15 protein-coding genes are annotated in these 14,648 nt (G+C 60.9%); 13 read left to right on the top strand and 2 right to left on the bottom strand.

Going from position 1 to position 14,648, the window contains the following annotated elements; all coding sequences use genetic code 11:
• Window positions 1-246: 246 nt before the first annotated feature.
• Entirely contained in the window at window positions 247-1,188 is a 942-nt protein-coding gene (gene ypfJ, locus ILFOPFJJ_RS23705; protein ID WP_173512985.1) for a KPN_02809 family neutral zinc metallopeptidase, read from the top strand.
• 47 nt (window positions 1,189-1,235) lie between these two features.
• Here ypfJ and ILFOPFJJ_RS23700 read toward each other — a convergent pair whose 3' ends face one another.
• On the bottom strand, window positions 1,236-2,234 hold the full coding sequence (locus ILFOPFJJ_RS23700; RefSeq protein ID WP_173512984.1) for an aldo/keto reductase: 999 nt from the start codon (window positions 2,232-2,234) through the stop codon (window positions 1,236-1,238).
• A gap of 117 nt (window positions 2,235-2,351) precedes the next feature.
• On the opposite strand from ILFOPFJJ_RS23700, the gene ILFOPFJJ_RS23695 reads away from it, so the two are divergent.
• From ILFOPFJJ_RS23695 to tgt, 12 genes are all read left to right on the top strand, one after another.
• On the top strand, window positions 2,352-3,260 hold the full coding sequence (locus ILFOPFJJ_RS23695; RefSeq protein WP_173512983.1) for a LysR family transcriptional regulator: 909 nt from the start codon (window positions 2,352-2,354) through the stop codon (window positions 3,258-3,260).
• Between the two features lie 157 nt (window positions 3,261-3,417).
• Complete coding sequence (locus ILFOPFJJ_RS23690) at window positions 3,418-4,677, top strand: TCR/Tet family MFS transporter (protein WP_173512982.1); 1,260 nt, start codon at window positions 3,418-3,420, stop codon at window positions 4,675-4,677.
• Window positions 4,678-4,947: 270 nt separating this feature from the next.
• Window positions 4,948-6,345 carry an MATE family efflux transporter gene (locus tag ILFOPFJJ_RS23685; protein ID WP_173512981.1) on the top strand — a complete coding sequence of 466 codons (1,398 nt, stop codon included), beginning with the start codon at window positions 4,948-4,950 and terminating at the stop codon, window positions 6,343-6,345.
• A gap of 103 nt (window positions 6,346-6,448) precedes the next feature.
• Entirely contained in the window at window positions 6,449-7,945 is a 1,497-nt protein-coding gene (locus tag ILFOPFJJ_RS23680; protein WP_173512980.1) for an FAD-binding oxidoreductase, read from the top strand.
• A 10-nt stretch (window positions 7,946-7,955) separates the two neighbouring features.
• On the top strand, window positions 7,956-8,363 hold the full coding sequence (locus ILFOPFJJ_RS23675; RefSeq protein ID WP_173513343.1) for a DUF4383 domain-containing protein: 408 nt from the start codon (window positions 7,956-7,958) through the stop codon (window positions 8,361-8,363).
• Window positions 8,363-9,436 (top strand): hypothetical protein, encoded by a 1,074-nt coding sequence (locus tag ILFOPFJJ_RS23670; RefSeq protein ID WP_173512979.1) that lies wholly within the window; start codon window positions 8,363-8,365, stop codon window positions 9,434-9,436. The genes ILFOPFJJ_RS23675 and ILFOPFJJ_RS23670 overlap by 1 nt, the downstream gene beginning before the upstream one ends.
• Entirely contained in the window at window positions 9,420-9,734 is a 315-nt protein-coding gene (locus ILFOPFJJ_RS23665; protein ID WP_173512978.1) for a hypothetical protein, read from the top strand. Before ILFOPFJJ_RS23670 ends, ILFOPFJJ_RS23665 begins: the two co-directional genes overlap by 17 nt.
• A gap of 462 nt (window positions 9,735-10,196) precedes the next feature.
• Window positions 10,197-10,691, top strand: a complete 495-nt coding sequence (gene coaD, locus ILFOPFJJ_RS23660) for a pantetheine-phosphate adenylyltransferase (protein WP_173512977.1) — start codon at window positions 10,197-10,199, stop codon at window positions 10,689-10,691.
• A 35-nt stretch (window positions 10,692-10,726) separates the two neighbouring features.
• Entirely contained in the window at window positions 10,727-11,299 is a 573-nt protein-coding gene (locus ILFOPFJJ_RS23655) for a peptidylprolyl isomerase (protein WP_173512976.1), read from the top strand.
• Window positions 11,300-11,323: 24 nt separating this feature from the next.
• Window positions 11,324-11,833, top strand: coding sequence for a peptidylprolyl isomerase (locus tag ILFOPFJJ_RS23650; protein ID WP_173512975.1), 510 nt, complete (start codon window positions 11,324-11,326; stop codon window positions 11,831-11,833).
• Window positions 11,834-11,908: 75 nt separating this feature from the next.
• Window positions 11,909-12,991, top strand: a complete 1,083-nt coding sequence (gene queA / locus ILFOPFJJ_RS23645) for a tRNA preQ1(34) S-adenosylmethionine ribosyltransferase-isomerase QueA (RefSeq protein ID WP_173512974.1) — start codon at window positions 11,909-11,911, stop codon at window positions 12,989-12,991.
• Window positions 12,992-14,122, top strand: coding sequence for a tRNA guanosine(34) transglycosylase Tgt (tgt, locus tag ILFOPFJJ_RS23640; protein ID WP_173512973.1), 1,131 nt, complete (start codon window positions 12,992-12,994; stop codon window positions 14,120-14,122).
• 19 nt (window positions 14,123-14,141) lie between these two features.
• On the opposite strand, the gene ILFOPFJJ_RS23635 is transcribed toward tgt, so the two are convergent.
• Complete coding sequence (locus ILFOPFJJ_RS23635; RefSeq protein ID WP_376741445.1) at window positions 14,142-14,477, bottom strand: DUF4864 domain-containing protein; 336 nt, start codon at window positions 14,475-14,477, stop codon at window positions 14,142-14,144.
• Window positions 14,478-14,648 lie beyond the last annotated feature (171 nt).

Raw genomic sequence — 14,648 nt, 5'->3', positions numbered from 1 at the left:
AATAAAGCGAACATATTTGCGATAGCCGTCTGCATACCCGTGGGACGAGCATGGGAGACGGGAAGGGCAAGCGGATTCCCGGCACGGCTGGACCCGGCTTCAAGCAACCGCGATCGGTCGCCGGGACGAAAAAAGGCCAACCGGATGAAACGAGACCGCCGCGATAGCGTTTTACAAGAATCGTCGCTCGGGCATATAAATCATTCAATGCATTAAGCACCGATGCGACGCCTGGAGGAAAAGATCATGGAATGGAAGGGCCGCCGCCAATCCGGAAACGTTGAAGACCAGCGTGGAGCGGGCCGCGGAGGCGGTCTCGGAGGCAGCCCGTTTGGCCGCGGCGGCGGGTTCCGCTTGCCGGGCGGAGGTGGCATGCGTCGCGCCGGCGGGGGTTTAAGCTTCGGCACGATCATCTTTCTCGTCATTCTCTATTTCGTGCTCCGGGCGATGGGCATCGACATGCTCCAGGTCCTGGAGGGCGGTGGGCAGGTGAACATGCCCGGCTTCGAGCAGAGCGACGGTTCGCGGGTGCCACAGGGCTCGGCCGAGGAAGAAGAGATGAAAGCCTTCATGGCGACGGTGCTCGCCGAAACTGAAGACACCTGGAACGGTATCTTCCAGGCGAGCGGCGAACAGTATCAGGAACCGAAGCTGGTGCTGTTCAACGATTCCGTCCGTTCGGCCTGCGGCTTTGCCTCCGCCGCCTCTGGCCCGTTCTATTGCCCGGGCGACCGCAAGGTCTATCTCGACATGAGCTTCTTCGACGAACTCGCTCAGAAGTTCGAGGCCGCCGGCGATTTTGCCCAGGCCTATGTGCTGGCTCACGAAGTCGGCCATCACGTGCAGAACCTGATCGGTGTGTTGCCGAAATTCAACCAGATGCGACAGCGCATGAGCGAGGTCGAGGCAAACCAGATGTCGATCCGCGTCGAACTGCAGGCCGATTGTTTCGCCGGAATCTGGGGCAAATACACCGAGCAGAAGGGCCTGCTGGAACGGGGCGACCTCGAAGAGGCTCTGAACGCCGCCACACAGATCGGCGACGACACGCTGCAAAAGCGCATGCAGGGCTATGTGGTCCCGGAAAGCTTCAACCACGGCACCTCGGAGCAGCGGATGAAATGGTTCCAGCGCGGCTTTGACAGTGGCCAGATGTCAGCTTGCGACACCTTCTCCGGATCCGTCTGATTGAGGTACCCGGACCGGCCGCTTAGGGCCGGCCCGGACAATTCCGTTCAGCCGTGTCGCTCGCTATCGAGATGCGCAAGCTGCGCCTCCGGATAACGGGCACCAACCGCAGCATCTCTCGGCACAGCACGCTCGATCGCCGTCATGTCGTCCGCATCGAGGCGAACCGCCTTCGAGCCGAGCGCTTCGGCAAGCCGGTCCCGGCTCCGCGCACCCACAAGCGGCACGATATCGGCACCTTGCGCGACAATCCAGGCGATGGCTATCTGCGCGACGGTAACGCCTTTTGCGTCTGCTACGCGGCGCAGAGCTTCAACGAGGGCCAGGTTCCGATCGACGTTGCCTTCCTGGAAACGGGGGCTGACGGCGCGGTAATCACCAGGCTGTGCCGCATCCTTCCGCCAATGGCCACTGATCAGGCCGCGTGATAGAACGCCATAGGCCGTGACGCCGATACCAAGCTCACGGCATATCGGAAGGATTTCCTTCTCAATCCCGCGAGAGATCAACGAATACTCGATCTGGAGATCGACGATCGCATGGACAGTCGCCGCACGCCGGATCGTGTCGGGGCCGACTTCCGAAAGGCCGATATGACGAACATAGCCAGCCTTCACCATATCGGCGATCGCACCGATGGTATCCTCGATCGGCACATCGGGATCGAGGCGGGCCGGCCGATAAATGTCGATGTAATCGACGCCTAAGCGCTGCAGCGTATAGGAAAGGAAGTTGCGTACGGCCTTCGGCCGCCCGTCGTAACCGATCCACGCGCCGGCAGCGTCTCGCAACGCGCCGAACTTCACGCTCAACTGCACCTGATCGCGATTGCGACCCTTGAGCGCTTCGCCGATCAGCATCTCATTGTGACCCATGCCGTAGAAATCGCCGGTGTCGAGCAAGGTGACACCCGCATCGAGCGCGGCATGAATGGTAGCGATGCTTTCCGCACGGTCGGACGGACCGTACATGCCCGACATCCCCATGCAGCCAAGGCCGATTGCCGAAACCATCGGACCGGATTTTCCAAGGGAAACCGTATTCATCTCACACTCCTTCGATGAAAGCCTTTGTCGGCTGTTTCGTTCGCCGCCATGTTTACTTCAGGTCACACTGTGCGATAATCGGAGACAAACAAAACAGGTTGTCCGGAATTTTGTACAATGAATGAGCTCCCGCTTGCGGATCTCGATGCCTTTGCCGCGGTCGCGCGGGAGCGCAGTTTCCGTACCGCTGCCCGCAAGCGCGGCGTGTCGGCCTCTGCGCTCAGCGAAGCGCTGCGGCGGCTGGAGGGGCGGCTTGGCGTGAGACTGCTCAATCGCACGACCCGCAGCGTCACGCCGACGGAGGCGGGGATGCGGCTGCTTGAACGCCTGTCACCGGCGCTTGGAGAGATCGCCGGAGCGCTCGATCAGGTGGGCAGCCTCCGTGACAGCCCTGCGGGTGCGCTCAGGCTGAATGTGCCGACAATCGTCGCCCGCGAAATCCTGCCACCACTTGTCGGTCGGTTCCTGAAGAACAATCCGGCAATTACGCTGGAGGTGACAGCAGAGGATGGCTTTATCGATGTTCTCGCCGCCGGTTTCGATGCCGGCGTGCGCTACGAGGAACGACTTGAGCGAGATATGATCGCGATCCCGATCGGCCCGCGCGTGCAGCGTTACGTCACCGCCGCTGCCCCGGATTATCTTGCTCGGCATGGCATGCCACAACACCCCCGCGACCTTCTAGAACACACCGCTATCCGTCACCGTTTCCCAAGCGGCGTTGCCTTGACGTGGGAGTTTGGAGAAGGCGATGCCGCCCTGACCATCGCACCGCCTGCGGTCATACTGGCCAACGCAATCGATCTCGAAGTCGGCGCAGCGGTTGACGGTCTCGGAGTGATTCGAACGTTCGAGGAATTTCTTGCACCGGAGATCAAGGCAGGGCGGCTCGTGCCAATTCTCGACGAATGGACAACCAGTTTCCCAGGCCCGTTCCTGTACTATGCCAGCCGTCGTCATATGCCGGCACCGCTCAGGGCCTTCGTCGATTTCCTGAAGGCGGAACAGCGGCGTTCGGAGCAGTAACGCCGCAAGCAAGAAGCATCAGCGGACGAGATAGCTTCGATCATAAACTTTGAAATGTTCACGCATTGTTTCGTTTTTGACAATGCGATACACCTTAATTGGTGACGTCGTTCACGTTCTGTCTCCACACTGGCGATGGACAGCGGGGAGGGGCTTCATGCTCGACAGGAAATTCGTGCGGCGCGGACTATTTCTCGTCTTTCTCATCCTCTTTCTCGACATCATGGGCATCGCCATCATCGTGCCGGTGCTGCCGACCTATCTCGAGGAACTGACCGGCGCCAACATCGGCGAAGCGGCTATCGACGGCGGCTGGCTGCTGCTCGTCTATTCGGCGATGCAGTTTCTATTCGCGCCGCTGATCGGCAACTTGAGCGATCGCTTCGGCCGGCGACCGATCCTGCTTGCTTCCGTTCTCACCTTCGCGATCGACAACCTGATCTGTGCGCTTGCAACGAGCTACTGGATGCTTTTCATCGGGCGCATCCTCGCCGGTATTAGCGGTGCGAGCTTCGGAACGGCGTCGGCCTACATCGCCGACATCAGCGACGACAGCAATCGAGCAAAAAATTTCGGATTGATCGGCATCGCCTTCGGCACCGGCTTTGCGCTCGGTCCAGTCATCGGCGGCTTCCTTGGTGAGTTGGGCCCAAGAGTACCGTTCTACGGCGCCGCCGCTCTTTCGTTCCTCAATTTCATTGTCGGTCTGTTCCTTCTGCCCGAGACTCTTGACCGCACAAACAGGCGGCGCTTCGAGTGGTGGCGCGCCAACCCGCTTGGCGCGCTCAAACAGATGCGCAACTATCCCGGCATCGGCTGGATTGGTCTTGTCTTTTTTCTCTACTGGCTGGCCCATGCGGTCTACCCCGCTGTCTGGTCGTTCGTCTCGTCTTATCGTTATGGGTGGAGTGAGGGGCAGATCGGATTGTCGCTCGGAATCTTCGGCGTGGGCGGAGCGTTTGTCATGGCCGTCGTCCTGCCGCACGTCGTGACGCGGTTCGGCGAACGGCGAACGGCTGCGCTCGGTCTCGTATTCACCGCGCTCGGAATGGCCGGTTATGCCGCCGCGTGGGAGGGATGGATGGTGTATGCCGTCATCGTCGCGACTGCACTTGAAAGCCTGGCGGATCCGCCGTTGCGCAGTATCGCATCGGCGCATGTCCCGCCGTCGGCCCAAGGCGAATTGCAGGGGGCGCTCACCAGCATTTCCAGCATCACGACAATCGCCGGGCCGCTGATCTTTACGCAGATCTTCGGATATTTCACGAGCCCGGCAGCGGTGTACTCGTTCTCCGGTGCGCCCTACGCCTTGGCGGGCTGCCTCATTGTCGCAGGCCTAACGGTCTTCCTGCTGCGCGTGCGGCCTGTTCCTCACAAGGCATTCCGGGAGGGTGTGCCGAAGCCGACACAGGCCTAAGAAAGGCAACGCCTTCAAATTGATCAAATTTCTTGATCGTTCGATGAAAAATTGAGCAGTCAGGCCTTTCCCGCTGGTACTTTCTTCGGTGCTGCTCTATCTCGGGTAGTTCTTCCACCGAGTTTGCAGCCGATCTGCCGGAACAGAACGGGATGAGGAAAATGTGAGCGGTCTTCCGCCCGCATCCCACTCTAACTTTTTCAAAGCGATGACGTTTACGACTTTGGATGCGTCCAAAGTCATGAACGTGATCTGGAGCCAGGTTTTCCCATGCTGACCACGAACACGAGCCAAATGCAGCTGCAGAACGACAATTCGTGGAGCAACCACTATCGTGCGAGCTTCTATCTCGGGGTGCCCTTCATCGGCGCGCAGCTTGCGCAACTGGCGATCAATACGACCGATGTGCTGATGGTCGGGAAGCTGGGCGCTACCGAGCTCGCCGCGATCATCCTTGCGACCCAGGCCTTCTTCACGGTCTTCATCTTTGGCAGCGGCTTTGCCAACGCCGTGGTACCGATGGCCGCGCAGGCACAGGGCCGCGGCGACAAGGTTTCCGTCCGCCGCTCGGTGAGGATGGGGATGTGGGTCGTGCTGCTCTACGGCGCCCTCACAGCGCCGCTCCTCTGGATGGCGGAACCTATTCTTCTCTTTGCCGGCCAAAAGCCGGAAGTCGCGAAGCTCGCCGGGGAATACCTGCATATCGCGCAGTGGGCTATTTTTCCGAGCCTCATCTTCATGGTGCTGAGGGCGTTCCTGAGCGGTTTGGAGCGGGCGGGTATAATTCTCTACGTGACGCTTGTAACACTCGTTCTCAATGCGCTGCTTTGCTACGTGCTGATCTACGGGCATTTCGGCTTTCCGGCGCTCGGCATCTTCGGCGCCGCCCTCGCGGCCCTCGGCGTCGCCTTGCTCGGCGCCGCACTCGCGATCGCTTACATCCGCAGCCGCCCGGAGCTGAACCAATACGAACTCTTCGTGCGCTTCTGGCGACCGGACTGGCCGGCTTTCCGCGAGGTCATCTATCTCGGCGTTCCGATCGCCTTGACGATCCTTGCCGAAGTGAGCCTGTTTACGGCCGCATCGCTGCTCATGGGCAATATCGGCACGAAGGAGTTGGCCGCTCATGGCATCGCGCTCCAGTTTGCCTCGATCGCATTCATGATTCCGCTCGGTCTTGCGCAGGCTGGCACAGTGCGCGTGGGCCTGGCCTACGGAGCCGGCGACATGCTGGGTGTCAAGCGGGCTGCCATCGCCGTACTCGTCCTCGGCTGCGCCTTTGCCGCCGTCGGCAGCACGATCTTTGCTCTTTTTCCCCATCAACTCGCCGCGCTTTATCTCGACACGAGCCGGGCGGATGCGGCGGAGGTCCTCGCCTTCGCCGGTCCGTTGATCGTCATCGCCGGCGCATTCCAGTTGGTCGACGGGTTGCAGGCGATTGCCGCGGGCATGCTGCGTGGTCTCAAGGATACGACGATACCAATGATTCTCGCGATGATCTCCTATTGGGCGATCGGCTTCCTCTGCGCCTGGGCATTCGCTTTCCCGTTGAACTTCGGCGGCATCGGCGTCTGGTTCGGTTTTGTCCTCGGGCTGGCGGCGGCAGCTGTGTCCCTGAATTGGCGCTTCTTCCATCTGCTTCGTTCGATGCAGAAAAGGCTCGCGTAAACCAGCGGTTGTCTTTGCGCTGAAAGGCGGGAATCCTGCAGCACCGTCGGCGTGACGGATGCGGCTGATTCTCTCGCCGCGGTAGCAGATTCGGGGATTCTGGATGCGGAGATTCACACGTCGCGGCCTGCTGATCGGCGCTTCAGCCGGCGCCGGCGCGGTCGCAAGCCATCAGCTATGGCGGTCATCTAGCCACGCCGGACCGGCTTATCCGCCCAACGGGACCGAATCCCACGGGGGCACCGTGGTACTCAACGACGCCAGCGAATTATCGCCAACCGCCGTGGCCCGCCACATTGTCGTCGATGACGATCCGAAGGCCGCCGTCGTGGAGCGGATCAGAGGACTGATCGCGGAGGCACGCAGCGAGGGCAGGGCGGTTGTGGCAAGCACTGCGCGTCATTCGATGGGCGGACAAAGCCTCGCGAGAGACGGCACGGCGCTGACGCTCGACCAGCACTGGCTGGAGGCAGACACGGCAGCGAGGACATACCGTGTGGCCGCTGGGACGCGATGGTCGACAGTCATCGCCAAACTGGACGCCTTCGGCTTTTCACCCGCGGTCATGCAGTCAAACAATGACTTCGGCGTCGCCAGCACGTTTTCGGTCAACGCGCATGGCTGGCCCGTGCCCTTCAGCGGCTGCGGCAGCACCGTGCGCTCTTTCAGAATGCTGTTGGCCGACGGCAGTGATGTCCACTGCTCGCGCATCGAGAATGCCGACCTCTTCAACCATGCCATGGGTGGCTATGGCCTCTTCGGCGTGATCACGGAAGTCGAGCTCGACATGGTCCCGAATGCGCTGCTCGAACCGACATTCGAGCGTATGCCGGCGAGCGAAATCGGAACCCGCTTCGCCGCGTTGGTGAGATCGGACGCGACTGTGCAGATGGCCTATGGCCGTATGGATGTCTCGCTCGACCGTTTTTTCGACGAGGGGCTGCTGATCAGCTATCGGCCGACCACGGATCAGAGCGTCATCCCCATTGCCGCCGGCTCCGGCTTCATCAGCCATGTCTCGCGCGAAATCTTCCGTGCCCAGGTCGGTTCCGACGGCATCAAGCATCTGCGTTGGTGGACCGAGGCCAGCATTAATCCGTGGATTGCTGCAACGGCGACACGAAACAGCCTGATGAACGAACCAGTGATGACGCTCGACGACCGCGATCCGGCACGCACCGATATCCTGCACGAATATTTCGTTTCGCCGGCGCGCTTCGCGGAATTTGTCGCGGCATGCCGGGAGATAATTCCCGCCTCCTATCAGCAGCTCCTCAACATCACGATGCGCTTCGTCGACACGGATCGCGATAGCGTGCTTGCCTATGCGAGCGAGCCGCGGATCGCCGCCGTGATGCTCTTCTCCCAGGAAAAAACCGCGCGGGCGGAGGCCGATATGGCGCGCATGACGCGCGACTTGATCGAGCGCGTCATCGCGATCGGCGGCAGCTACTATCTGCCCTACCGGCCGCATGCCTCGATCGACCAGCTGTTGCGCGCCTATCCGAGGGCGGGCGCATTCGCGGCCAGGAAACGGGAATTTGACGCAGATTGCGTCTTCCGCAACAACCTCTGGGACCAGTATTTCGCAGAGCTCTGAAAGGATCATGATGGGTAAGCTTCGCTGGATCGCCTTGGGCTACACGGTCGCGCTGCTCGCTGCCGCATCGCTCAATTACGTCCCCGGCCTTACCGACAGCCAAGGGAGGGCCTTCGGCATATTCGCTCTCGATATCTATGATGATCTGCTGCACATCGCCTCCGCCGCCTGGGCGGGCATTGCCGCCTTCCTTTCAAAGCATGCAGCACGCAACTTTCTGCTTTATTTCGGCGTCCTCTATCTCTCGGACGGCCTGCTCGGGCTTCTGACCGGATCCGGCTATCTGGACCTCGGCATTCTGACTTACGGCATCCAGGACCTGCCGTTTTCCTTCAAGATACTCGCCAATCTTCCGCATATCGCACTCGGTGGCTTTGCCGTCGCCTCCAGTTTCGCCTTTGCGCACGAGGCGCGGTGATGAGGATCGTCTGGAAAAGCCTTAAATGGAGCATCCTCGCGCTGTTGCTGCTTGTGATCCTGATCGCAAGTCCCGTGGCCTATATCGAGGGCTTCTGTCACGGCGAGCCGGTGGAGGACGCGTACACGCCATTGATCAGCGACCCCGCCTTCAGGCGGCATGAAGCCAACACCTATCTGACCTATCCGGAATGGCATATCGTCTATGCCTATGACGGCCTCGCGGAAGCGTTGAAGACCGGCGACGAACATGCCTTCGACTATTTTTCGAGCGTCAAGGACTTTTGGACATCGACCTGCGCGCTCACGCGGATCGCCGACGAACACGGCGGCGCAGACAGCCAGACGCGCATGATGATCTACACGATCGGCATCAGCTTCAACCTCGAAATGGCGCTGAAAGCCGCCTACGAGGAGACGATCGGCCGTGTTACGGCTTTGCTTCGAGGTGAAAAGAAAACGCCGCAGGATCAGGTCGCGGCCGGCATGGCGGCCGACTACGCAGCCTTCCTGCGGCAGACGCCGTGGTATCGCTATTCCTTCGATCGTGAGATCGGCAAACTCTGGGATGCACCGATTACCGATCCGGTTCGGGGCTGGGAACGCCGCCTGGCGCTGGGCGGGGAGTGGCGCGCAAAGGTCGCCTACGCCAGAATGATCGAAAGCGCGGTAGCGGCGACCGCGACGGCGAAGCTGGAGATCCGCAGCATCATATCCGGTCTGCCAGCCGACACACTGTCGGACATTCCCTGGGTCAAGGTCGTCGGTGAATCCGGCGATGGCGTGGAGATCGAGACGCCGCGCTATGCGCTCTTCACGAAGATTCTGACAGACATTGCGCAAAGGGGCGGAACGATCCGCGAAATCGCCGGCAATGACGATATCATGGTCTCAGTGACGGTCCCCGCCGGAGAGACACCGGCCTTCGCGATGGGGGAGGCGATCGCCCGGGTCAAGCGCGGCGGTTTCGCGACGGAGCGGCTCCTGCTCGGCCTGAAGGTCGAGCAGCTCGCGGACCTCCTCCGGCAGACGCCGACCGACGACCCGGGCCTCGAACATGTTTTCGATTACTAAAGCCAGGGCGTTCCTTCTGACGGCGGCTGCCATCCTATTGTCATGGTATGCGGCATCTGCCGTCCTCTTTGCCGTTCGTGAAGAGGGCAAGGCGGCGATTGTCCTGCTCCCGGCCCATGGTCTCTCGCCGAACGGGCTGCCGCCGGGCGTCTCGATCCTGAAATGGGGACGCTATTTCGCCGTTCTGGCCTCCGATAAGGCCGGCTATGTTACTGCCCTTTATGCCGCTGGCGCCCTGATCGTGCTGCCGTCACGAACCGGTGGATGTCTCAGCTTGAGACCTCCGGTCGCACGATGACAAGAAAAAGCCGGACGGGCAGGGGAGGCCGTCCGGCTTACAAGAGCGACCTCATCAGGGGAAGATATGAGGCCGCTTATCATCGAACTTCCCGAAGAAGCTCCTGGAGGCATTTACAGTTTAAAAGCCGCTCTCTTGCTTGCGCCGGTCATGGGCCTCGTTGCGAAGCGCCTGGATCGCAGCGACAGACATCGCGAAAAACATCGTCATCGAAAACAGGGCAAGTCCCATGGCCGCACTCCTTTCAGTTTCGTAGAAACGGCATGTCTCCAAAAAAAGTTCCGTTCATTCTTGCCTCACGGTACAACTTCCGGTGTGAAACCATCTTGAACACTGCATTCATCTAGCATTCATTCTTTCCTCCATGCTGTTTCCGAGGGAACAGGCGAAAAGGCGGGTTGCGTCACCCTTGCGGTCAGCGGCGGTCCGTGACAAAAGGCTTCACCAAATGGAACAGGTAAGATGACCACGGCTTTCTATCCCGGCTCCTTCGATCCGATGACGAACGGGCATCTTGATGTGCTTGTGCAAGCACTGAACGTTGCCGCAAAGGTCATCGTGGCGATCGGCATTCATCCGGGAAAAACGCCGCTCTTTTCCTTTGAAGAGCGCGCCGACCTCATCCGTCGCTCGCTGAACGAATCTCTGCCTGAAAGGGCAGGTGATGTTGCCATTGTTTCGTTCGATGATCTGGTAGTCGATGCGGCCCGCCGTCACGGCGCGACCCTGCTCGTGCGCGGCCTTCGCGACGGCACGGACCTTGATTACGAGATGCAGATGGCGGGCATGAACCGGCAGATGGCTCCGGACATCCAGACACTGTTTTTACCGGCGGGGACCGCATCGCGGCCCATTACAGCCACATTGGTCCGCCAGATCGCGTCGATGGGCGGCGATGTCAGTGCGTTCGTGCCCAATGCGGTTCATGAGGCGCTGCAGGCGAAGCGCAAGGCCTGAACGCGCGGACAGCTCACACCACTCAGGGAGAACCCATGAAAATCCTCCAATTCGCTTTTGCCGGCGCCCTGGCGCTCGCCACGTTGACGGGGGCTGCCTTTGCGCAGTCCGGCGACAATGTGATTACAATTCAGCTCAAGGACGGCCCGGTCGTGGTTGAGTTGCGCCCGGACATCGCACCGAAGCACGTCGAGCAGATCAAAGCGCTCGCTGCCGCAGGCGAATACGACAACGTTGCCTTTCATCGCGTGATCAAGGGCTTCATGGCCCAGACCGGCGACGTGCAGTATGGCGATATGGAGCAGGGCTTCCAGGCCGAACTGGCGGGAACGGGCGGATCGTCCAAACCCGACCTGCCGGCCGAATTCTCCGATGTGCCGTTCGAACGTGGTACAGTCGGCATGGCGCGCTCGCAGGATCCGAATAGCGCCAACTCGCAGTTCTTTATCATGTTCGCGCCGGGCGACTTCCTCAACGGCCAATATACGGTCGTCGGCAAGGTGGTCGAAGGCATGGAGAATGTCGACAAGATCAAGCTCGGGGATGATGCCAACAACGGCGCCGTCGCCGATCCAGACCGTATGATCAGCGTCAAGGTCGGCAAGTAAAAGTCAAACAGAAGGAGAAAAACCATGGCCGAGATCAAGGATCCGGAAAACACGATCATCATGGAGACCACGAAGGGCAGGGTCGTGATCGAGCTTCTGCCGGACGTCGCTCCGGGTCATGTCGCTCGTATCAAGGAGCTGACGCGCGAGGGCGCCTATGATGGGGTCGTGTTCCATCGAGTGATCGAGGACTTCATGGCGCAGACCGGCGACGTGCAGTACGGCAAGACCGGCGGCGAACACTTCAATCCGGGCCGCGCAGGCATGGGCGGCTCTTCCAAGCCCGACCTGAAGGCCGAGTTCTCCGACAAGAGCCACGTGCGTGGCACGTGCTCGATGGCCCGCAGCCAGATGCCGAACTCGGCGAACTCCCAGTTCTTCATCTGCTTCACCGATGCTCCCTGGCTCAACAAGCAGTACTCGATCTGGGGCCAGGTGATCGAAGGCATGGAGAACGTCGACAAGATCAAGCGCGGCGAGCCGGTGCGTGATCCCGATACGATCGTATCGATGCGGGTTGCCGCCGACGCCTGATTTGCGCTAATGCACAGACCCGCCCCGTCGCGTGAAAAGGCGCCGGGGCGGGTTTGCTTTTGTCTGACACGATCGATGCGCGTAGACCTGTTTGATTTCGACCTGCCGGAAACTTCCATCGCGCTGCGGCCCGCAAACCCGCGCGACAGCGCCCGCATGCTTCTCGTGCGGCCGGACGGCGAGCCGGTCCTCAGCGATCACGGCGTTCTCGACCTGCCGTCCTTCCTGCGGCCCGGGGACGCACTGGTTTTCAATGACACCAAGGTGATACCGGCGCAGCTCGAAGGCATCCGCAGACGCGGCGAAGAGATCGTGACACAAGTCTCGCTGACGCTGCATATGCGGGTCGCACCCGACCGTTGGAAGGCTTTCGCGCGACCTGCACGCCGACTGAAACCCGGTGATCGGATCTCCTTCGGCCACGGCGGAAACAGCTGCCTGCTCGGGGCGCTTGATGCGACGGTCGAGGAAAAGGCCGACGCGGGCGAGGTCATACTTCGCTTCGACCTCTCGGGGCCGGCGCTCGATGAGGCGATCATGGCCGTGGGCCACATCCCGCTGCCTCCCTACATCGCATCCAAACGACCGGACGACGCGCGGGACCGAACCGACTATCAGACAGTCTATGCGCGGGAAGAAGGCGCAGTCGCCGCCCCGACTGCAGGACTGCATTTTACCGAACGCCTTTTCGCAAAGCTCGACGAGGTTGGCGTCGAGCGCCACTTCGTAACTCTGCATGTGGGTGCGGGGACCTTCCTGCCGGTCAAGACTGATGACACCGACGATCACGTGATGCATGAGGAAATCGGTCATGTGAGTGCGGCGACTGCGAGAAGCCTCAATGCGGTGCGGGCGAGGGGCGGGCGCATCGTCTGCGTCGGCACGACGTCGCTTCGACTGATCGAAAGCGCGGTAACCAAAGAAGGCGAGATCCGGCCCTGGTCGGGTCCGACGGGCATCTTCATCACCCCGGGCTATCGCTTCCGCGCGGTCGATATGCTGATGACCAATTTCCATCTGCCGAAATCGACGCTCTTCATGCTCGTTTCGGCCTTCGCCGGGCTCGATACGATGCGCGCCGCGTACGCGCATGCGATCGCCACCGGCTACCGCTTCTATTCCTATGGCGATTCAAGCCTGCTTTTCCGGAAAGACTAGATGACCGAGACGTTCCAATTCAAGCTGCTGGCAACCGACGGCAAGGCGCGCCGAGGCGAGGTTTCGATGCCGCGCGGAACGATCCGCACGCCTGCATTCATGCCAGTCGGAACCGTTGGCACGGTCAAGGCCATGTATCTCGACCAGGTGCGCGAACTCGGTGCCGACATCATCCTCGGCAACACCTATCATCTGATGCTGCGTCCCGGCGCGGAGCGCGTTGCGCGGCTCGGCGGACTGCACAACTTCATCCGCTGGGAACGGCCGATCCTGACGGACAGCGGCGGCTTTCAGGTCATGTCGCTCTCCAGCCTGCGCAAGCTCGACGAGAAGGGCGTAACCTTCAAGAGCCATGTGGACGGCGCGCTCTACCACATGTCACCGGAACGTTCGATCGAGATCCAGGGGCTGCTCGACAGCGATATCCAGATGCAGCTCGACGAGTGCGTGGCGCTGCCCGCCGAACCCAACGAAATCGAACGGGCGATGGAAATGTCGCTACGCTGGGCCGAGCGGTGCAAAGTGGCGTTCGGAGATCAGCCGGGCAAGGCGATGTTCGGCATCGTGCAGGGCGGGGACATTCCGAAACTGCGCGAGCGCTCGGCTCTTGCTCTAAAGGACCTTGACCTCAAAGGCTACGCCGTCGGCGGCCTGGCCGTTGGCGAACCGCAGGACGTCATGCTCGACATGCTCGACGTCACATGCCCGGCACTGCCCGCCGAGAAGCCGCGTTACCTGATGGGCGTCGGCACGCCCGACGACATCCTGAAATCCGTCGCGCACGGCATCGACATGTTCGACTGCGTCATGCCGACCCGTTCCGGACGGCATGGCCTGGCCTTCACCCGCTACGGCCGAATTAACCTGAGAAACGCGCGGCACGCCGAAGATACGCGCCCGCTCGACGAGCAATCGTCCTGCCCGGCAACGCGCGACTATTCGCGGGCCTATCTGCACCATTTGATCCGCGCGAACGAATCGCTCGGCGGCATGCTGCTCAGCTGGAACAACCTGGCCTATTACCAGGAACTGATGGCGGGCATCCGCCAGGCGATCGAGGAGGGGCGTTACGCCGACTTCATGGCGGAGACCCAGGAATGCTGGAAGCGTGGCGACTTGCCGCCCGTCTGATCCCTCGTCTGTCGTCATATCAGAGTTGGGGACCCGACGCGGTCTGCAGCATCATGACGCCATTGATCTTGTAGCTGCCATCCGGCTGCTCGACGAGATCGTAGATCGCCGTCCAGTCCTTTCCGTCCGATCCCGAAATCAGCACCTCCTGGAACACCTCGTCGCCAAGCACCTTCGACCGGCCGAAGGCGAAGTTGCCCGGGCGGTAGAGATGCTGGTAGCTGCGCTTGACCATCTCGAAGAAGACGACCTTGTCCGGGAATTTTGTCCGGATGGCCGGCGAGGCGAAGGAGTAGGCCGTATCGGCATCATCTTCCAGGAATGCCTTGATCTGAGCGCGTATAACGGATTGCACTGTATCTACAGGTTCATGGCGAAAGCAGCACCCAAACAGATTGAGAACGTGAGACAGAGTGCAACAAAAACGATCCTGACCATCACAGGCCTCCATCCGCCCTTGGTCGCCAAACCAAGGATAGCCCTCATGCTCACGCCGGTAAGTGCATGCGGCCGTAAAGCCGCCGAA

The organism is Sinorhizobium psoraleae, from assembly GCF_013283645.1.
GTDB classification, from domain to species: Bacteria; Pseudomonadota; Alphaproteobacteria; order Rhizobiales; family Rhizobiaceae; genus Sinorhizobium; species Sinorhizobium psoraleae.
This window is presented reverse-complemented; position numbering and strand designations above follow the sequence as displayed.